A 21,068-nucleotide genomic window follows, 5' to 3' on the forward strand; every position below is an offset into this window, starting at 1 on the left:
ATAGATAATGAAAAGACACTTAATAATAAAAGCTCTATTCGTGTTTGGCCTGTTATCTATAGCAAGTCAGACCTATGCACAGACCGGTACGCAAAATTATATCGAGTCGATAACTCACCTAGACACAATAAATATAAAAAAAATACGTACCGTACAATATTTTGATGGATTAGGGAGGTCAAAGCAGATCGTTAATGTGAAGGCTTCTCCAACAGGAAAAGACGTTGTAACTCCTATTCTATATGATGGATTTGGAAGACAGACAAGGGATTATCTTCCAGTTCCTCAACAGTCAACAACCAATGGAGCTATTTATGGACAGAACTCAGATTTGATTGATTTTCCAGTGGGTGATCCAGCTGGAATTTATCAAGGAGAAAAAGCCTTTTCAGAGAAAACGCTTGAAAACTCGCCTCTTGACAGGTTATTAGAACAAAAACAAGTTGGGACCGCTTGGAATGGTAAACCTGTAAAGTTTGAGTATGCCACAAATACCTCAACAGATATCAGAAAGTATGTTACAACCACGACTTCTATAGGAGACATAACTACTTCTGTATTAAATGTATCTAATGATTCTAATTCTTTAAATGGATTTTACAAAGCCAATCAGCTTTATAAAAACTCTGTAAAAGATGAAGATGGTAATGAAACGATAGAATTTAAAAATGGACGAGGACAAACCGTTTTGGTGAGAAAAGTAATTAATGCGACAGATAATGCAGATACCTATTATATCTATAATGAATATAGTCAACTTGCATTTGTAATTCCACCAAAGGCTTCTTTTGCCATTAAAGGTTTGGGTGTGGGATTACAGATTGCTGATACTACTTTAAACGATCTTTGTTACCAATACCGATATGATGGTAAAAATAGATTGGTGGAAAAGAAGCTTCCGGGTAAAGGTTGGGAGTATATGGTTTATGACAAAGCAGATCGGCTTATTTTGACACAAGATGCTGAGCTGCGCAAGATCAATAAATGGCTTGTAACAAAGTATGATCTATTGGGGCGTGTGGTTTATACCGGGATTTTCTCTTCTTTAGAAGGCAGACCAAGTCTTCAGAGTTTACTGAACAATTATGTAATTACTGAATATAGAAATGCGCAGGGATTTACCAAAAACGGGATGCAGATTTATTACAGTAAGGATTTTGTGGATTTAGAAACTGTCTTATCAGTTAATTACTACGATAACTATCTCACAGGTGATCCTTTTCCTACTCTGGTATTCGATCAGACTGTACTCCCTTCGGATGTACAACAATACGGGCGGAGTACAAAAGGCCTGCCTGTTTCCAGTTTCGTGAAGAATATCGAAGATGATAGCTGGACTAAAAACTATTTTTATTACGATCTTAAAGGAAGGTCTATAAGAGAATTTACGCTTAACCATTTGGGAGGATATACCAATGTAGAAAAACAATTGGATTTTTCAGGAGTAGTGAAAGAAATTTTAACCCAACATAAAAGACTCGCTACAGATACCGAAAAGACAATAAGAGAAAAATTTACTTATGACGATCAGAACAGGCTTATATCTCATAGCCATCAGGTGGGTGCTGGAGCTATTGAGTTTTTGGCAAGAAACAAATACAACGAGCTTTCCCAATTAGAATATAAAAAGGTAGGGGGTACTGTTACAGCTCCGCTTCAGCAAGTAGATTATAAATACAATATCAGAGGTTGGGTGACCCAGATCAATGATCCTAACGCCTTAGGAGGTGATTTGTTTGGATACAAAATCAAATACAATCAGGTTGAGGGACAAGAAAGTCCTAATATGGATTATTCTACTCTCAAAGTACTTCCAAAATACAATGGTAATATTGCAGAAGTAGACTGGAAAACCTCTACCATCCCTAATGATAATCTTAGAAGATATGGATACGTATATGACAATCTGAACAGACTGGTAGCTGGATTTTACCAAAAAGATACCAATCCTTCCGCGAAAGAATATTTCGAGATGATGGAATATGATCTTAATGGAAACATTACCAATCTGAAAAGATCGGCAGATGTACTTTCTGGGGATCCTAATACAAAATTAATAGATAATCTTAAGTATGATTATACAGGTAACAAACTGACAAAAGTAACAGAGCAACAACAAAACTCTACAGGTTACCCTTATTTTGTAGCTCCAAATGAAATTGGTTATGATTTAAATGGGAGTATGATCAGTTACAAGGACAAAGATTTAGAATTAATTGAATACAATTTTTTAAATCTCCCAAGTAAAATAACAGGAAAACCAGGTCAGACACAGAAAAACACCACTAACCTTTATAGAGCAGACGGTGTAAAAATTCGGAAGATTTTTTCTGCCAGCTCGGCTATGATAACTCAGACAGATTATTTGGATGGATTTCAATATAAAGATGCCGTATTACAGTTCGTTCCTTCAGCCGAAGGTTATTATGATTTTGTAAAAAATAAGTACATTTACAATTATACAGATCATTTAGGAAATGTAAGATTGAGTTATCAGAAGGGTACATCAGGATTGGAGGTTATTGAAGAAAATAATTATTATCCATTTGGATTAAAGCATGAAGGATATAATGGTTTAGCGGGTAATTCTGCTTATCAGTGGAAGTACAACGGGAAGGAGTTGCAGGAGACAGGGATGTATAATTATGGCGCAAGATTTTATATGCCGGATATCGGAAGATGGGGAGTTGTTGACCCACTGGCAGAAAAAATGACTCGTCATAGCCCATACAATTATGCTTTTAATAATCCTTTACGATTTATAGACCCTGATGGACGAGATCCTATTGATTATGTTAATGAAAATGGGAAGAAAATTGGAACTGATGGGACTGATGTTGAGGGTACTTTAATGGTTAAAAATAAAGACGATCAGAAAGCTATTACCACAGCAGAAAAGAACGGACAACATATTGGTACAGATAAGTTAAGTGAATTGAACATTGGTATGGTTGTTCCTCCTGATTCTACATTAAAAGAATCTTTAAACGTGTTAGCTAGAGGCGATGCAAATGGAGGCTTACGAGAAGAATCTTCATCAATTGCAGGAGATGGAGTGATAACACAAGGCACGACAGGGCCTTTGCCTACAGTCGATGCAAATGGTATTGGAACTGCACCAGCTTCATTACCGACTAATGCCAATACTCATACAACAATACATCTTCATCCGACTGGTATGTTTGAAGCAAATGGATTGGCGTATCCTTTTAACGCTCTAACTCCTACACAAGGAACAGATAGTGTAACCTTCTCAGGAAAAGGAACAAATATAATTGTAGGTAGATTGGAGGTCGCAAATGCAACGAACGTGACGAAAAATCCCAATGGTACTTATAATGATTATAGACCTGTAGGAGCAGCTATTTATAGGGGAGGTAATGCAACTACGCCAGCAATGGTTTTAACTAAACAAGTAATGCAAAATATAATTAATAGAAATGGAAAATAAATTTTTAAAACAATATTTTTTGTTGTCATTTTTACTTTTTTCAACACTTTTTCTCTCGCAGACAAAAAAAATAAATTTAATTATTTTAAATGATAGAGAGATTTCTAGAAGCATTTATGATGTTACGTTAAAACCTATTACTGATGATTCTTTAGCTAATCCAATTATTGGGAAGTATGTTCCTGGAGATTTAGTTTTAGAATCTAAAGATTTTGATAAACTATTATCTAGTAATAATAAAGATTTTGAAATGTCATTTACAGCAATATCAACTGTAAATCCAAATTTGGTTAAGGAAATTAATTATAATATAGTAATGCCTAAGATTTATTTAAATTATGAGTATTTAATTATAAATGTTTTTAATATGTATGATAAGGTTTCTAAGAAAAAATATAATAAATTAATAAAGAATAATAAAGAGTATTATGTGGTAATAGAAACTCCAGGTTCTATGAAGTTCGATTAGAAAGAACTATAAGTACAACGGCAAAGAGTTACAAGAGACCGGAATGTATGATTATGGTGCAAGATTTTATATGCCCGATATCGGGAGATGGGGAGTTGTTGACCCGCTGGCGGAGAAATCTAGAAGATGGTCGCCTTATACTTACGCTCTGAATAATCCGATTTATTTTACCGATCCCGATGGAATGGACGTCGTAGAATCGGCTTCAGGTACAATGTATACTGGAGCAGATGCACAATCAGCATTTTTAGCATTAAGAAATCAATTAGGAGGTGGTCCTGGACCAAAAATTATTTCTAGAAAAGAATGGGGAGCAAAATCTCCCATTTTAGGAGGTGGACGGTCATATGAAAAACTTAGTCCTAATATGAAAATGTTTGGCGCGTTTGATGTTCCAGTAGGAGGAGTTCCTATTGATTTAGCTAAATATTATAATACGATAACGGTACATCATTCAGGAAATGGAGATAATTATATGTCCATACAAGAATTACAGGAAAAAGAACAAAATGATGGTTACGCAGATATTCCATACCATTTTGCTATTGACAGTAAAGGTAATATTTATGAAGGTAGACCTATAGATGTAAAGGGCTCTCATGTTAAAGGAGGAAACACGGGAAATATAGGTATTGTTTTGCTATCTGATCTTGATACGGAAAATAAAGGATTAGGATATGTTAATAGTATAGTTGAGAGCTTAAGGGGTAATGGTGGTGCAAGTACAGCAATGCGTCAATCATTAACAGATCTTGTCTCCCACTTGAATGGTAAATATGGTATTCAATATTTAGGAGGTCATAAAGAAAAAGCAACTGATCCAAGAAATTGTCCTGGGAACGGAGGCATGAAAATAGTGGAATATTTAAGAAATAAATTACATATGTTATCCCCAAAAAATGAAAACTAAAAAACCAATTGCATTTTATTTACTAAGCTTTATATCATTAGTTTTAATCCTGTTAACTAATAAAAGTTTTCATGATGATGGGACAGAACTGTTAGATAAAATCATAATCTCAACTATAATATTTAATCTCCTATTATCTTTTTTTTCTTTTGAAAATAAAATATTGATTTATATAGTTGCTTTACAATTTTTATATACAATTTTTACAGTAAGCTATAACGATGAAATGGATAGTTATTTTTATAGAATAAGCTATGTTTTTAGCATAGGTAAAATACATAATAACTCATTATCGGCAATGATACAAAATATTTGGTTTATCTCTTTCTTACTATCAATAATCTTAGAAATTATTTTTTTGATAAAGACAGTTTATAGAAAAATAGTAAATAAACATTAACCCACTACGCAAAGGAGTTTCCCGACTTTGAGCGGATAAAATAAACCCTCGCAAAATGCGAGGCTTAGAGATCGATATGGTTACGGAAAGGGAGTGTTAAGTGATATACAAGGTGTTGGAAAATTAATTATGGATGTTCCAAGCCTCTTATCTGATTCTTTTAGTTCAATTGGCGAAGGTGAAAGTGGAGAGGAAACAGTTATTGCAACTGCAGTTTTACTAATGAATGTGAGAAAAGGCAAGTTTGGAAATGTTGCTAGAATGGGAAATTTAGGAGGTAAGTTTATGAAATTAGCCAGAACTCTTAAATTAAATATACATAGCCCTACTACAATGAGTATATTGGAAAATGCAGATAATACAGTGCAAGAATTTATATCCGCACATAGACAAGGTAGTATAAAATCTGTTTTTCCAGCAGAACATTTAAACAGTACTGTTAAAGAAGCTTTACAAAGTGGTAATACAACTGTGCGAAAATTATTAACAGATAGTAGATTTTTAAAATAATGGAAAATAAAAATACTGAAATAAACAAATTACTTATCAAAATAAGTAAAGAATCATTGCAGAATTATAAAATTGTTGATTTTTGGGAAGCAGATACTACAGCAATAGGTATTCAAATAGACGAAATTTTAATATATGTATCCACATTTAATTATGATAAAGCCCATAAATACAATGTAATTATCGAAGAATATGATACAGGCAAATTAATAGATGAAGAGAAAGAAAGTTCATATGATGAATTAGTTGAAACTATTAATAATCTGTAAAATAAAATCCCCCCGCTACGCAAGGTCATAGACTTTGCTAATCTATAATCACGGATATAAATGTCTATCAGATCGTAAAGCGTTTGTTTTTTACTTTCTTCCAGTTGTTCCAAATCCTTAATTCTTTCTACGGTTCTTTTATCAAAAGAAACCTGATTGGTCCCACCTACCAAATAATCTAAACTTACGCCAAGAGCATCTGCAATTTTTTTTGCAACATCAACAGAAGGAATCGCTTCCCCTCTTTCGTACTTGCCGATAATATCACCGGAAGTTCCAATGGTCTTTCCAAGATTACTTTGTTTTATTTTTTTCTGCTTACGAGCAAAAGCCAATCTGTCTGCAAAAGCCATAAATAGGTCGTTTTTATTAGTTATAAACTAAGAATAAATTTATTTGACATTAATTGTTTTTTTTAATTGAAATAAAAAACTTTGCGAATAAAAATCGCGCGCCGCCGAAATTTTTATTTTTCAAATGAATAAATCTGTATTTTTGAAAAGTGACAGAAAAGCGTTCAAAAAATAAACCCTCGCGCGAGGAAAAAATGAAGTAGAGAAATCCCGAAAAATACAGTAGAGTACGGTATGTATGATTACGGAGCGAGATTCTATATGCCTGATTTGGGAAGATGGGGTGTTATAGATCCATTAGCAGAAACATCTCGTCGTTGGTCTACCTATAATTATGCTCTTAATAATCCTATTCATAACATTGATCCTGATGGTAGAGCTGTAATAGGTAGTGGAGATAATATCACTTATACAGGAGAGGATGCACAGTCTGCTTTTTTACAACTCAAAAATTCAATGTCAAAACCTTCTGATGACATAACTGTTAATAATAAAGGACTTATTTCAAATATTCTTAGAAATGGTCAGCCTAATAGGTTTTTTGATCAAAGTGGAAAACAATTGTATTTCAATGACTCAAAAAATGATGATAAGTATATGCTTTCTCAAAATTTTAATATTGGAGATCGGTTATATTATCCTATTTCATATTTTGATTTAAGTTCTCAAGTGACTGGGGTTTTTCATAATAATCAGTTAATGCTTATGAATAGCTTAGATGGAATAGGAAGTAAATTTAATTCTTATTTTGATATGTTTTTAAATTCCTATAATGTTGGAGCTGGAAAAAGGCTCTGATTTTACCTATAGTTTTTTAGTTCCTGTTCTACAAAGTAACAATGTTGAAATTACGAATGAGAATTTACAGGATAAGTTCATTCCAAATGCTTTCTTTAGGTTTGGCAATGTAAATGTGGTTTATAATACTTTTGATGCTGGTAATTTTATGTGGGGAGCATGGACTAAATATACAGGTCTTTCGGCTGAAAAAGCCATGTGGGGAACTAGAATAAATGAATTTGGTAGTGATAGTTCCAGAGATCAAATGCTATATGGAGAGGGCATAGATATTTCTATAAAGGGACTTACAAAAAATGATACTATGAAAAAGAAAAGTTTTTTTTTATTACTAATTTTAATAATTTGCTTATTAGTAAGATATAGACTATACAATAATTTAATACCTAATTTTGTTTTTAACGTAGTAAATCCAAGACAATTACAGGGGATTTTTAATATAATATTTTATTTAGGTATAGTATTTCAAACAATATTAGTTATTACAATAATAGCTGATTACAAGAAAATGAAAATTCTGGATTTTATAATAGCAGGATTTTCATTACTATTTCTGATATCCTTCATTATTTTGATATTTACTATTTGACATTATATTTAGAACTAATAGATATTTCTTTTTTGATGATAACATAGAAAATATAAGAATTTCTTTCTTGATTCAGGTTATAAATCTTCTCAAGCATCTAATAATATTAATTTTAAAAGGGGAGATATATTATTATGGGAAGGACATATGATGGAAGTTGTGGGTTCAAAAGAAGGCGGGGATATATATAATTTAGAAACACCCATAATTAACATTAAAGCCACCAAATTGGTGGCTTTCTGCATTTGCAAATATAACAGCAGAGTGAGCAATTGATGAAATAGGGAGTATTGAAGGGTGTAATAAATGGGGGGATTCTTAGATCCGAAAGTAAAGGATTCTCAATGCCAAACATTACCAAATTATACTTTAATATCCTCATTATATCCTACTGCTTTATAACTTCATTCACTTATGTATGAAGAAATGAAAAAAGAAAACAACATAAATGATACGGTAGAAAAAGTAAAAGATACTTTACTGGTATTAAACAATACGATCAATACCATCAGACTTGTTCAGGGTGTTGATAAAGAAGGCAATCTCAAAGAAGTTTTACCTGAAAATACAAGCTCCCAACAAATGATCCGTATTGATGCCGATGAAGGCTCATTCACCAGTTTCTTTACGGATTTTTACAGTCAGCTTAAAAGCCCTTCTGATTTCTCATTTTTCAAAGTAACGGAATATGAGGCTACCCAGACAGCTACAGAACTACAGGAGTATGTTAAGAATGCTTCTGTAGAGGAAAGAAGGAATCTAAAACAGTATGAAGTTTCTATAGAAAGGGTAGAGGCTCATAAAACCCAATCTCCAATAAATAATACATCAACTAAAGAAGATGCCTTATACCGTTATGAGGCAGAGCAGATTGATTGGAGCACGATGGAAAAGCTGGGCCTTAACAGGGAGATGCTTGAAAAGATGAATGCGTTAGATCCATTATTAAGAGGGTTTAAAACGCCTATACTTGTTCCTGTTACCATTAATCTGGGAACAGCGGTCAGTACAATGGAGGTAAGGCTTTCCCTTCAGGTGCAGGATTCAGGAGAAGTAGGAGTGCTCCTGCATGGAGTGCGTAAAGAGCCTGATCTTAATTCGAAGTTCTTTGGGCATGAGTTTACCCGGGAAGATAAGAGAAACCTTATTGAATCCGGAAATATGGGTAGGGTGGTTAATCTTATCAATCCCAAGACTGATGAAGTGATTCCCTCTGTGATCAGCAGGGATCGGCTGACCAATGAACTGATTGCCTTAAGGGCTGAATTTATGAGGGTTCCACTGGTCATTAAAGGAGTGACATTGAATCTGGAGCAAAGGCGGACTCTTCTGGAAGGAAAACCTTTGTTTATTGAAAATATGCTTTCCAAAAGAGGAACATTATTTAATGCTACGCTTCAGTTTAATGCTGATAAAAGGTATGTGGAGTTTCAGTTTAAGAAAAATATTAAGAGCCTTTCGATGAAGGATTTGAATAGTAGAGAAAGAGCGGAGGTTCCGAGTGTATTCAGAGGGCGGAAGTTATATTCATGGCAGATGGATAAATTAAAGGCAGGAGAGACGGCGTATATCAATAGTCTTACGGATGGGAAAGGGAAGAAATACCAAGGGTATATGACGTTTAATAGGGAGGTGGGAAAGATTGAGTTTTCGTTTCGGAATCCGAGGAAGCAGTTGGGTAATACAGAGAACAAAACTATATCAAAGGGTAAAAGGATTTGATATGGTGTAGTCTCTTTAATGATATTAGTATAATCAATAGTGAGCTTATATTGAAACATTTTGTAGTTGATAGTGAACAAATGTCGAAAGTTTCAAAGTAATCAAACTTGCCTAGTGGACTTGACAGTATTATCTTCGAACACTTTTATAAATGATTTGGATTGTTTGAATCAAAATATATTAGAATTACAAAGTTCATTTTTATCAAACAATTTTCTTGTAGACTAAAACTTCTTGCAATATAATTTTAGGTATTTGAAACAATCGAAGTTGGTAGTTTGACTTTAGTTTACCTCGATTGTCTTTTAATTCAAAACTGCTATTATGTGCTGTTTATTTTTTAGTTTTTATTTATTCAGTATCTTGCTCTTTAGATCCGGATTGTAGGATTTAATCAATTTAAAAAAACAAAATTAAATCCACAGGAGATTCACTATTAATTGCTATCTTATATTCTCTCATTAATGACTAACTAATGGCAATTGAAAAATCAACAGGTTATACTGAAACAGAAAGGATTTTGGCAAATCTTTGCGACGCTACTTTCTTAAAACTATGGTCTTATCCAAATCCTTACAAAGAAGATACAAAAGAATTGTGCGATTTAATGGCTGTTTTTGACAATAAGATTTTTTTATTTTTTGATCGTGAAAGTAGGAAATTCGATAATTTGGAAGGAGATATTAATGTGCAATGGAAACGCTGGCACAAAAATGTAATTGAGAACCAAATAAGAACAGCGGAAGGAGCAAGAAGATATGTACTTGAAAATCCCAATAAAATATATTTGGACAGTAAAAAAACAATACCTTTTCCGATACTCATACCTCATGAAAATCTAACTATATATAGTATTATTATTGCCCATGGAGCTGCGGAAGCTTGTTTGTGGCATTCACCCGAAAATATTAACGGAAGTCTTGCTGTGACTTACAGTAAAATGGAAAAATTAGGGCTTGATATTCCTTTTCTCGTGGAGCTCGATAGTAATAAACCTATTCATATTTTTGATACCTTTAATTTAGAAATCATTCTTAAAGAATTAGATACTGTATACGATTTTTCTGAATATCTTTCAGAGAAAGAGAAGGCTTTAAAGCACTATGACAGTATTACTTATTGCGGAGAAGAAGATCTGTTAGCTAATTACTTTCAAAACTTTGATTCGGTAAAGCAAAAATATTTTGTTGGAATAAGAGATGAAAAAGCAACAAGTATTATGATTTCTGAAGGTGCGTGGAACTCTTTTGAAAATTCAGTTTTATACAAAAGGAGAAAAGAAGCAAATAAAATATCTGAACTGTGGGATAATTTACTTCAATATACTACTCAAAATGCCTTAGATGAAACGCTGAAAGGTAATAGTAACATCTTTAAAGGTGAAAGCGCCATTTGTGAAATGGCCAAAGAACCTAGATTTTTTAGAAGAACACTGTCTGATCTTATGATACGAGCTATAGAAGGATTTCCTGGAGATGGGACGATGCTTATGCGTAATTTATCTATTATGCCATCCTTTTATAAAAACACAGTTTATGTCTTTTTACAATTACACGATCCCAGAAATAAGGATTACGATAATGAATATAGACCTAAAAGACAAGCACTGCTTGAAATCGCCTGTGGTGTTACAAAAAATAAATTTCCTATGTATGAAAAAATAATAGGGATTGCTATTGACGCTCCTAAATTTACCCAAACTAATTCTGAGGATTTCATTCTACTTAACGCAAAGGATTGGTCCGAAGACGATATTTTATATTATTCGGATTCAAATAAAAACATTAATTTCTTAGAAACTAAAAAAATGGTTCGGGAAACATTGACTGTTAGTGATTTTCCAATTAAAAATAATTTGAGCAGTCATAAAAAAATTGGTAGAAATGATCTATGTCCTTGTGGCTCTGGAAAAAAGTATAAGAAATGCTGTATTGGTCTCAAGAAGTAATATTGTTGGTCTATAATCGTTGATACAGAGATGGTTTTTATTAAACACTTATCTATCTGTGTATTTAAGCATTATATAATTTTATCTTCCAAAAAAGAAACCGGTTTGTAACTTTTGTAAGGGGCTTACTATTAGCCCATTAATGTTTTTAGTACGCTTATCAGCTTCTCTCTTTCCCCACTTCCAGTCGTCGAAAACCTTACCAAAGGAATTTTATACTTCTCCAAGATCTTATTTTTCATGACATCTCTTTCAGCTTGTCGGCTTTCCATTTTATGGTATTCATACCCATCTACTTCTATAACTAATACAGGACTTTTTCCCAGCTTATTGAAAATAAGGAAGTCAAGATGTGCAGCGTGATGTCTGGCATATCGTTCTTCTTCAGCAGTTAATTTGGAAAAATCTAACAATAGATTTCTCAATGGATGATGCAGAATAACGTCATATTTTGAAAATTGCTCGTGAGACAATATTTCTTTGATAAGTCTATACATTAGATTCTCACTGTCGAAAATAGATTTCTTTTTTTGATCCGATAACAGCGTTCTTCTTTTTTCTTCATACCCTTTGTACAGGTAATCAAAAATAGAATGTACTTCACTGTTGATAACCTTGAAATTATTGTAATCAATATAGCGGATCAGATCTGAGATGTTCGTGTCATTATCACTTTCATTTCCGTTCACCAATAGAATCAGTTGATCTTTGGCTCTGGAAATGGCTACATTCAGGCGGTTCGGGTTGTCGGTGAATTGTGAGATTTCATTATCTACTGTGGAGAGAATGATCACATCATTTTCTCTTCCCTGGAATTTATCCACCGTATCTGCTTTGATATCTGTTCCCTGAAATGTTCTTTGTAGTGCTAAGGTCTGATTACGGTATGGCGTTACAATTCCCAGATTGACACCTTCCAACTTTTGTTGTGGAATGATCTCCTGAATAATCACATCAATCTGCCGCTGATTCTCTCTTTGCCGGGCATGATTGCCTTCAGTTGTTTTATAGACTAATAAAGGTTCTCTTTCCGTCTGTCCTTCCGAAAGAATAATCAACTGATCATGATAAAACTTACGGTTACAAAAATCAATGATTTTAGGATGGCAGCGATAATGTTCTTTTAAGAGTGTTTTAGGAACCCTCGGAAATACTTCCATCACAGAAGAAAGCAAGCTATGATTGGAATAACGATAAGGTTCCGGTATATCATAGTTTTTAAAGATCTGATCTGTATTTTCTGCTGTTTCGGAATCTACTACATTAGGAAGTTGTTTTAAATCTCCTACAATGACAGCCTGTTTTGCGCAGGATAATGCGAGCACACCCGTTGCAAGATCCACCTGTGAAGATTCATCAACAATAACATAATCGTAGACTACATTTTCAGCAAGACTTCTTCTTAATGAGTAGGTCGTACTCATAATGACAGGATAATCTTGAATAAATTCTTCTGATTTAAAACGAAGATCCCATTCGGTATATTCTGAACGTTCTTTTCCTTTATATTTTTGGTAGAGTTTGTTTTTAAACAGTTGCATCGATCCTTCAGTATATTCTTTCATTTTATCATTGAAGGAAAAATGCTGTAACGTATTTTGCAGCTCTTGCTTTCTGAGATCAAGCTCTGAAACTTTTACTTCATAGTATTTTGACTGGACAATTCTGATCATTTCTTCATACGATAAAGTATAAAAAATCTTATCTCTTATCCCATACAGAAAAGGAAATATGAGTTTGCGCCACCAGTAAAATCTCTTACCTGTTTTTTCGTACTCTTCCAACGTAACCCATAATGAAAGCAGCTGATCTGAGCTGACATTCTTTTTAAAACGAATTTCACTTGCCAAAGCGACATCATCCGTGAAATGCTGATGCTCTGTTTTGATCTTATCTATTTCCAGTTTGAGTAAAGCCAATTCATTCTTTAGTTCCAACTTATCAGTCAGTTCAGTAAAAAGAAGGACAGTAGATTGAGTAAGGGATTGCTCCTGTTCTTCCTCTAATATAAAACCGGATAAATCCGGGATTTCGGTCTGACTATCGATAAATTCTTTTTTATTCTGGCTGCTTCCTAACAAAGCTGCTATAAAAGAAACTCCATTACTTTCCAGCTTCTCAAAAACATTTTTTGTCGCCGAATTATTACTTGAAACAACAGCCACACTCTGATTATTCATCACTGCATTGGCAATAATATTTAGAATAGTCTGGGTTTTACCTGTTCCGGGAGGACCTTCTATAACACTTAGCGGATTTGAAAATGCATTATCAACTCCTGTTCTTTGGCTTAGATTAAAACCAAAAGGAAAGATTTCAATAGGAGAGGCGTGGTAATTCTTATCGCGTTCTTTCTCATTAAGGAAATTGTAGAGAATAGAAGTCTCAGGAATAAAACTGATACTCCCATAACTATTGGTAAGAATATTATTGCCTTCCTCTGTCTTCAAACCAATACTTTCTGCAATCGCCTTCAGATAAGAAAAAATATTTCCGGCTCTCTCACTCTGAATAGCAGATCTCACCATCTTAATTCTATGGTGAGGGTAAGAATATGCTTTACCACTACTTTTATACACGACTACACACTTATTGCCCTCAAAAGAATAAGATTCTATCTCCTCAGTTCTGTCTTTGCCATCAATGTAGATTGCTTCTTTTCTAAGAGGATGTGGAGTAGATTTTTGCATGGATTAATAATTACTTATAAATATAAGAAGTAATAACTAAAAATAAATTCACAAAATTAAAAGATAAAAAAGAGAGGATTAAAAAATAAGCAAGGTTAAAAACCTTGCTTAAATCTGTGTTGTCCAGGCCTCGATCTGCAATGTTGAATCACATATTCTAGACGTCCAAAACGTATTCTAGTATAAGCTCTTACAAAAACAGGTCTCCATCCGGAGCAAAAAAAACAATTTTCCATTACGGGCAATATTTAAAGTTAGCATCTTTAAAATGCCCCGTTAAATTGTTTGTTATGACAAATATAGCTAATTATGATATTAATTCAAAATTGATTCGCCTTGAATCAATTTGTTTTAAATCTTTGTAAAAAGTGATCTGAAAAATGTTTTTCATTTATTACCGATTTTAACAACGTCACATGACTTTCTTCGCGATTTATATTCTATAATCCTATTTTATTGGAATATCTATCCCGAAAACACATCATTGCTAGTAAGTTTTTTCATAGAGTTAAGTATGTTGTAAATAGGTGTAAGTTATTTAAATTGCATTTATAAAAATATCAGAAGATGACAAAAAGAGTTGAATATTACTATTTGCCTAAAAAATACTGGAAAAAGCATAGCTACTGTGAGTTTGTTATAAGTCAAATCGAAGAACTTATCATGGATGAAAGATTTATTGAACTAAAAGTACAAACATTTGAATTTTCCAAAGATATAATTGACAAAATAAATGTTTCAGATGAACATCTGTTTGATAGAATGTCAGAATTAGGATTTACTAATGAATTGACCAAGGTTGTTAGAACACAGTTGATTCTTTCTCTAATAATGGAAACCTGTTACTTTATACAAGAAAGTCTTTTATGTTCACTGAAAATGCGCATGACAGTGTGTTTTACATTGCTTAGAAAACCTTTTTTGGAAATTTTGATTCTTGTTATGAGAATTCTAAACGAATCTGATTTTATTGATAAATTCAACAACCTTGAAGGCTTTGACCCAATAAAAACTACACCAAATGAAAAAAGAGATTTAATAATAAAGACAAACTACTTGCTTAATGATTTATTTAATAATGAAGACTTGTATCAATATATTTTTGATAAAGATTTTGGAGATAGTTTATTTAACATAACGAATAATGCAATTCACTTATATACAGATAGAAATCCAGTATCAGCAACAGAGAAACAAAACTTAAATTTCATATTTGGTACTCAGGAAAATATTGATGATATGTGGGAATATATATACTATAATATTCCGATGCTTTTAACATTTTTAGCTTTTTCTATTGACTTATTAGTATTTAAATCTACTACAGTAGATGAAGGCGTTTTTTTGAAAAGACATAAAATGAGAGAAAAGCTAAGAAAAAGATATAAAGTTGATTAGATAAAACTAAGAATTAATGCTAAAAAATCCTTTGCTGATTTAAAACAAATTATTGTAATTTTTTGAAAAATAGCTACAAACTATTAAATCACAATAATTTTTTTTGTCAAAGGTGATGTTAATTCTATTACAGTTTTTTTCAATATCAATTTGTAAATCACAATTCTCTTTTATTCTGTAAAAATAAGAATACCACTTATCGCAATCTGTAGGAATAGGAAATGAAACAAATGCAATAATTCCAAAATTCGAATTAAGCTTTTTGTGTCTGATATAATAGAATTAAAATTCTTTGTTATAGGTCTTCGACAACTTTTCACATCCGGTATATTCCAATTTGTGTTTGGTGTTTTTAGTTCTACGCTGTAGAAATCATTATCTTTGAAAAAAGATAAATCATATCTATCTTTCCGTCTTTCATATGAGCTTTCAACAAAAACATCCGTGAATCCTTGTAACTCTAATTTACTGTCTAATTCAAACTTAAGCCAGCCTTCAAATTTATTTCGACTTTTTACGGCGATACTGATCACTTCAGAATTCTCAGGAATAATTTCGGTAATTAATTGTCTTATTAATTGATCCAATATTTATTATTTTTTATGATTTAATTAAAAATAAGTTTTAATTGCAGAATTTTATTATTATGATTTTTGTTCCTTTTCTATATCAATTTTTCTATATCCGAAAAAGCCAGAAATTACAAATAAAAGATCATCCGTAATTTTTTTTACTTTTTCAGGTTGTTGATCTTCTTCTTTTAACTGATCCTTTATTAATACAAATTCTTGGCTAAAAAACTGATGAAAACCAACCATAAATAGAATGCTTAAAATTAGCTGACATTGCGCTGCCAAATTATCAAGGTCTGCTTTAAATTCAGATGATTCAATTTCGATTTTTTTTGAACTATCTAAATTTTCTAAATAATCTGGGATTGGCTTCTTAATAGGGAAGCCGTCGTAATGCTTTACACAATTTGAAATCCAATTTATTTTCTCAGAAATTTTAAATGAGTTAATTGTTTTGAGTAGATCTTTATCAATTAATTTCTTTAGATATGAATTTAAGTCCAAAAAATTGTTTTCAAAATCAATCTCTTTAAAAAACTCATTTAGAATTCGTAAAAGATCTTTGAGATAACTTTCATATTTATGATATGCGCCGATATATCCTAATCTGATTGTTTCATAATAGTTTTCTTTAAGTTCCGTACTAGTGATGTTGATTAAATGTTTATATTTTGAAGCATTTAAATTCCTTTGGAAATCCTGAGAAGCTCTTTTTGCCGCTGGTAAATAATATTGGATAAACAAGTTCTTAAATGAGTTCATTTCCGAAATATGTTTAACCACAAAATTAAACATCTTATTACCAAGAGGATCATCTTGTGTTAATGAAAAATTACTTATTTGAGAAAATTGTTTTGCTAAATTTTCTACTAAAATGTCAATGGGATTATTTTTTTTCATCAGATTATTTGAGTTACGAGTTAGATCTATAACAAACTATTCCACTTGTTTTATAGCTTTAAAAATAACATCAAGTGTATGTTCAGGATAGTTGTACAGATTAATATTAATTTATTAAAGATTTTATTAGGTTATGTTTAGAAATGAATAATCATAATCATATTCTAATAGATGTGGGGTGGGACTTTTTCCGTCTGGATTATAATAGTTTATTCCTCTTGATGTTTCTGAAATCAGATGTAAATTTTTTCTCGCTCTTGAAGCTAAAACATAGAGTAGTTTTTTTGAATTTTCATACCCATTTGTGTCATTAAAATGAGGAACATAATCATCAAGCAAGGCGAAACCAATTACAGTATCATATTCTTCCCCTTTCACGCCGTGAATAGTTGAAACCGTTATGCCGTCTTTTTGCCTAAATACTTTTCGAAAATTTTCAATCTCTCCAATAAAAGGATTTCCTTCATCAATAAGCCTTTGTATACGACTTTCAGAACTCGCAAAAAATGAAGTATGGTGTTCTTCTAGTAATGGAAAATTATTAATGTTTATTTTTAATCTTTCACAAATTTGGTCAAAGAAAAACCGTAGATATGTTAAACCATCATTCTCATCTATCTCAATAGAATTACAAATTTTTAAAAATTCTTTATTTGAGAATTTTGTTATGTCAATCCCTGCAACATCAAGCTCATTTAATACTTCTTTACTCCACCTGAGCCTTCGAACATACATAAAAGGAGAAGGTTCTGTTAGAACTATTCTTGCAATTTTGAACCAAAAATTTTCAATATCACGAGAAAAGGGTGCCATTCCAGGACCATCGAAACTATAATCAGGAAGGCTAACCATCAACTTTCTGGTAATGCTTGCAATATGTACCCATTGTGGTGCCACAATACAAATTTCATTAGGACTTATGCCTGCTTCTTGTACATTAAATAAGATTAGTTTCGCAATTTCTTCTATTAAGTTATCTAAAGAAACTGAAAAATTATAAGTGATTAAACTCCTATAATCTTTATTATTTCCAAAAGCTATAATTGGCGTTGCAAAGGTTTTATAATGGTCAAAATAATTAATTACGACTTCCGATGACCTGTAATTTTTGTCTAAGATCAATTTCTTTAATTCAAATCCCAACAATTTTTCTAATTCATTTTTAGGCATTGGATAACCACCTAACGAATTATAAATTGACTGATTTGGGTCGCCAACAATTAGAGTTTTAGAGCAACCCTTATTGGCATTTAATATCTTTGTGATGATGTGATATTGTATTTCTTTAGTATCTTGATATTCATCAATTAATATAAATGGAAATAATTTACAAAGAATAGAACTGATTACAGGTTTTGTCTTTAACAAATCATAAGCATAAAAAAGAATTTGCTCAAAATCGAGCTGATTGTTTTTTTCTAAAATTGAAAAATACTCCTTAAGTATAGCTTTAATATGATTGTTTTGATTGCTGGTTTTTGAAGTGAATTCATACGTTCCATTGATGGTAGCATAATACTGAAAGTCATAAAAAGTAACCTTTGGATTACTATATTTTTTACATATCTCCGTTAAAAGCTTTTCGCTATCAAATGAATTACAGACCTTAAAACCATTTTTTAATCTATCAGAATACAAATGATAAGGCTTTAATATCCATTCCATACAAAATGAGTGGATGGTACCAATCCATAATTGAGTGGTATCTACGCCTAATAATTCAATACGGTCTTTAATCTCATCCGCAGCGTTGTTGGTATAAGTTATTGCAATGACAAACTCTCTGTCTGTTTTTAATCTGCTAAGTTCATAAGCAATTTTAAAAGTTAAGGTACGAGTTTTGCCACTACCCGGACAGGCTATGAGAAGCACACTTTTATCTTCTAAAATTGCATTTTCCTGTTCATCATTGATGCTACCTTTTTCCCAAACAAACATAATTATTTCAATTTTTCAATGATGGTTAATATTTGATCATTGGGAATTACTAAATCCAAGTCGATTATTAAATCTTCTAAAGGTATTTCTGCATTACGATATTTTAATAATTGTGCACGGCAAGTGGTAAAATCCAAGACATTATTATTCTCAAAATTTTTGGTTATCCTAAACTCAATAATGTCTGCAATGATGTGCGATGAATAGCTGTCTTTAGCAAAAAAGATTGCATCCAAAATATACTCAGGAATGATGGTTTTAAAGAATATATGTTTGCCAAGCATTATTGCAAACCAACCTTTGCCTTCTTGCTTTGCCATTGTAAGCACTCGTTTACCAGATACAGCTACATCTGCATTTTCCAAATCCAATTTTGCTTGGTCGCGAGTAGCTTTATCTACATAAACTTGTTTTATTATTCTTTGAACTTCCCAGTCATTTCCTTCAATAACAAAATCAACTTCAAAAGTATGCTTTGCATAAAATGTCTTAACCCATATATTACCTGTTTCAAACAAATCAAGTTTTGCCTTCCTTTCCAAGCCTTTTTTCTGCGATCCGGCAACTTTCTTTTTAAATTTTATGATGTCATCCGTATCGCCTGCAACTACTGTTGTATTGCAAATAGCATCATCTAAATCAGTAAGTATTGCGCATTTTCTCTTAATTCTATCACTATGGAAAAGTTGAGCTACATTTTCAAAACCGGTGCTTCGAATATTTATCAGGCTTATTCCTAATTCATCAAGTCCCACACCAAGAACTTTTTTTACCATTATTGGTATTAAAATTTCCTCGGCATCACCTTCAACTAAAATTACCCCCTTTGCAAAAAGTAGGTTAGTTCTAACCGCATCTAGATAGCGTTGTATTTGGTTAATATTTTCTGGTAATAAACCTGTTGAAGGTTGATAGACTTCAGCGTAATTGAGTTTCTTGGCAAGAATATTTATGTTCTCAACGTTACTGACTTCTGAAATTTGTGTTGAATGTGTCGAATAAATAATTTGCGTGTCGCCATAATTTAACTTGTCAAAAAGTGTCTTTTGAATGTGATTATGAATATGGGCTTCTGGCTCCTCTATAATCAGGAAATTTGCAAAAGTATCTTTAGATTTTCTATATTTAAATTCTAAAAGTTTTAGGGTAAGAAATATAAGATTTGCACCTCCTAAACTTAATTCGTGTATTCCCCCTTCGTAATCTTCTCCAGGTTCGCCGATAAAAAGTTTTAACGACTGCAGAAGCTTTTCTGCTTCATCTGGTACACTAGATTTAATGGAAAGAGACGATGGTGAGTAAGTCAATCCAACCGCGTCTTGTATAGTAGATTTAATATCTCCTCTGATGTTTTGTACATCAGGAAGTGCTTCAATATTTTCATTTAAATCGTTAACTAAATCACTTATTGGCTTATAATCAACTTCTTTAATTTCTCCACTTTTATTTTTTAATAGTGTAAGTAAAGGGTTAGTTCTATTGTTATGAAAATCACTTACAACATCTCGCAAAGCTTGAATAAATGTAAAGGAAATTTCTTTGGCAACAGATAATTGATGTGGAATTCTTGAGCCAAATTTAGAAGTATCAATCGATACAGGAAAAATTACATTTTCGAAATCACCAACAAGCTCTTTATAAACCTCAGGATCATTGAAATTGGCCATACTTTTTCCTGTGAAGAAAGTTTCATAATTATCTTGGATGGTAATGTCATCTAGTATTGCTTGCAAACTTTCTTGATCTCCTTCTTTCAGTTCAGATAATTTTTGTCTAATATCTGCTTTTGGTCGAAAAAATAAATTGTAAGTAGCTTTTTTTACATAATCTTCTTCCGCAATTCCGGCACCGTGAATAAAAAGAGATTGTATAGCCTCTTCATTATTAAGTTCATCAAATTCAATGCTAATGATTATCCAATGGCCTTTCCATTTATTTTTATCCAATTGCCTATTGAAATCTCCTTCTCCTAATTTATAAGCAAATTGCATTGAAGCATCTTCTAGAAGAAGCCGAATAGCTCTGAATACATTTGTTTTTCCAGAACCATTTTCTCCAATAACTGTGTTTATACCTTTCTGAAAGTAAAAACTTGCATTTGAAAAATTTCTATAATTGATGAGTGAAACTTTAGATATGTGCATTTAAAAA

Annotated in this window: 16 protein-coding genes and 1 pseudogene; 11 read left to right on the forward strand and 6 right to left on the reverse strand. The window is 32.2% G+C overall.

The features are described 5' to 3' along the window. Positions 1 to 7: 7 nt before the first annotated feature. The 6 genes and pseudogenes from NG806_RS01980 to NG806_RS02000 all read left to right on the forward strand — a co-directional run bounded on the left by NG806_RS01980 (position 8) and on the right by NG806_RS02000 (position 5,740). Entirely contained in the window at positions 8 to 3,451 is a 3,444-nt protein-coding gene (locus NG806_RS01980) for an RHS repeat-associated core domain-containing protein (protein WP_261511752.1), read from the forward strand. Further along, positions 3,441 to 3,920: a hypothetical protein gene (locus tag NG806_RS01985; RefSeq protein WP_261511753.1), complete on the forward strand. Its 480-nt coding sequence runs from the start codon at positions 3,441 to 3,443 to the stop codon at positions 3,918 to 3,920. Before NG806_RS01980 ends, NG806_RS01985 begins: the two co-directional genes overlap by 11 nt. 7 nt (positions 3,921 to 3,927) lie before the next feature. Beyond that, positions 3,928 to 4,107, forward strand: a pseudogene (locus tag NG806_RS23040) (RHS repeat-associated core domain-containing protein); the annotation flags it as partial. Between the two features lie 27 nt (positions 4,108 to 4,134). Next, complete coding sequence (locus NG806_RS01990; protein WP_390882596.1) at positions 4,135 to 4,830, forward strand: peptidoglycan recognition protein family protein; 696 nt, start codon at positions 4,135 to 4,137, stop codon at positions 4,828 to 4,830. Continuing rightward, entirely contained in the window at positions 4,820 to 5,230 is a 411-nt protein-coding gene (locus NG806_RS01995) for a hypothetical protein (RefSeq protein ID WP_261511755.1), read from the forward strand. The genes NG806_RS01990 and NG806_RS01995 overlap by 11 nt, the downstream gene beginning before the upstream one ends. A gap of 129 nt (positions 5,231 to 5,359) precedes the next feature. Then, positions 5,360 to 5,740 carry a hypothetical protein gene (locus tag NG806_RS02000; protein WP_261511756.1) on the forward strand — a complete coding sequence of 127 codons (381 nt, stop codon included), beginning with the start codon at positions 5,360 to 5,362 and terminating at the stop codon, positions 5,738 to 5,740. Positions 5,741 to 5,891: 151 nt separating this feature from the next. Here NG806_RS02000 and NG806_RS02005 read toward each other — a convergent pair whose 3' ends face one another. Next, positions 5,892 to 6,362: a helix-turn-helix domain-containing protein gene (locus tag NG806_RS02005; RefSeq protein ID WP_261511757.1), complete on the reverse strand. Its 471-nt coding sequence runs from the start codon at positions 6,360 to 6,362 to the stop codon at positions 5,892 to 5,894. A gap of 234 nt (positions 6,363 to 6,596) precedes the next feature. On the opposite strand from NG806_RS02005, the gene NG806_RS02010 reads away from it, so the two are divergent. The 4 genes from NG806_RS02010 (at position 6,597) to NG806_RS02025 (ending at position 11,419) form a co-directional block, all read left to right on the forward strand. Then, complete coding sequence (locus NG806_RS02010) at positions 6,597 to 7,160, forward strand: RHS repeat-associated core domain-containing protein (RefSeq protein WP_261511758.1); 564 nt, start codon at positions 6,597 to 6,599, stop codon at positions 7,158 to 7,160. Beyond that, the gene (locus tag NG806_RS02015) at positions 7,135 to 7,749 is read left to right on the forward strand and encodes a hypothetical protein (RefSeq protein ID WP_261511759.1); all 615 of its coding nucleotides are present in this window, start codon (positions 7,135 to 7,137) and stop codon (positions 7,747 to 7,749) included. The genes NG806_RS02010 and NG806_RS02015 overlap by 26 nt, the downstream gene beginning before the upstream one ends. Positions 7,750 to 8,175: 426 nt before the next feature. Beyond that, a complete protein-coding gene (locus NG806_RS02020) occupies positions 8,176 to 9,471 on the forward strand; it encodes a DUF3945 domain-containing protein (protein ID WP_261511760.1) in 1,296 nt (431 codons plus the stop codon). Between the two features lie 475 nt (positions 9,472 to 9,946). Beyond that, positions 9,947 to 11,419 (forward strand): SEC-C metal-binding domain-containing protein, encoded by a 1,473-nt coding sequence (locus NG806_RS02025; protein ID WP_261511761.1) that lies wholly within the window; start codon positions 9,947 to 9,949, stop codon positions 11,417 to 11,419. 131 nt (positions 11,420 to 11,550) lie between these two features. On the opposite strand, the gene NG806_RS02030 is transcribed toward NG806_RS02025, so the two are convergent. Then, a complete protein-coding gene (locus tag NG806_RS02030) occupies positions 11,551 to 14,109 on the reverse strand; it encodes an AAA domain-containing protein (protein WP_261511762.1) in 2,559 nt (852 codons plus the stop codon). A 567-nt stretch (positions 14,110 to 14,676) separates the two neighbouring features. Here NG806_RS02030 and NG806_RS02035 point away from each other — a divergent pair. After that, on the forward strand, positions 14,677 to 15,507 hold the full coding sequence (locus NG806_RS02035; RefSeq protein WP_261511763.1) for a hypothetical protein: 831 nt from the start codon (positions 14,677 to 14,679) through the stop codon (positions 15,505 to 15,507). A 170-nt stretch (positions 15,508 to 15,677) separates the two neighbouring features. Here the strand turns inward: NG806_RS02035 and NG806_RS02040 are convergent, their stop codons facing one another. From NG806_RS02040 to NG806_RS02055, 4 genes are all read right to left on the reverse strand, one after another. Next, on the reverse strand, positions 15,678 to 16,094 hold the full coding sequence (locus NG806_RS02040) for a hypothetical protein (RefSeq protein ID WP_261511764.1): 417 nt from the start codon (positions 16,092 to 16,094) through the stop codon (positions 15,678 to 15,680). Positions 16,095 to 16,151: 57 nt separating this feature from the next. Further along, on the reverse strand, positions 16,152 to 16,979 hold the full coding sequence (locus NG806_RS02045) for a hypothetical protein (protein ID WP_261511765.1): 828 nt from the start codon (positions 16,977 to 16,979) through the stop codon (positions 16,152 to 16,154). A gap of 126 nt (positions 16,980 to 17,105) precedes the next feature. Then, the gene (locus NG806_RS02050) at positions 17,106 to 18,917 is read right to left on the reverse strand and encodes a UvrD-helicase domain-containing protein (protein ID WP_261511766.1); all 1,812 of its coding nucleotides are present in this window, start codon (positions 18,915 to 18,917) and stop codon (positions 17,106 to 17,108) included. Between the two features lie 2 nt (positions 18,918 to 18,919). Next, complete coding sequence (locus NG806_RS02055; RefSeq protein ID WP_261511767.1) at positions 18,920 to 21,061, reverse strand: ATP-dependent nuclease; 2,142 nt, start codon at positions 21,059 to 21,061, stop codon at positions 18,920 to 18,922. Between the last annotated feature and the right edge of the window lie 7 nt (positions 21,062 to 21,068).

This window comes from Chryseobacterium paludis, from assembly GCF_025403485.1.
GTDB classification, from domain to species: Bacteria; Bacteroidota; Bacteroidia; order Flavobacteriales; family Weeksellaceae; genus Chryseobacterium; species Chryseobacterium paludis.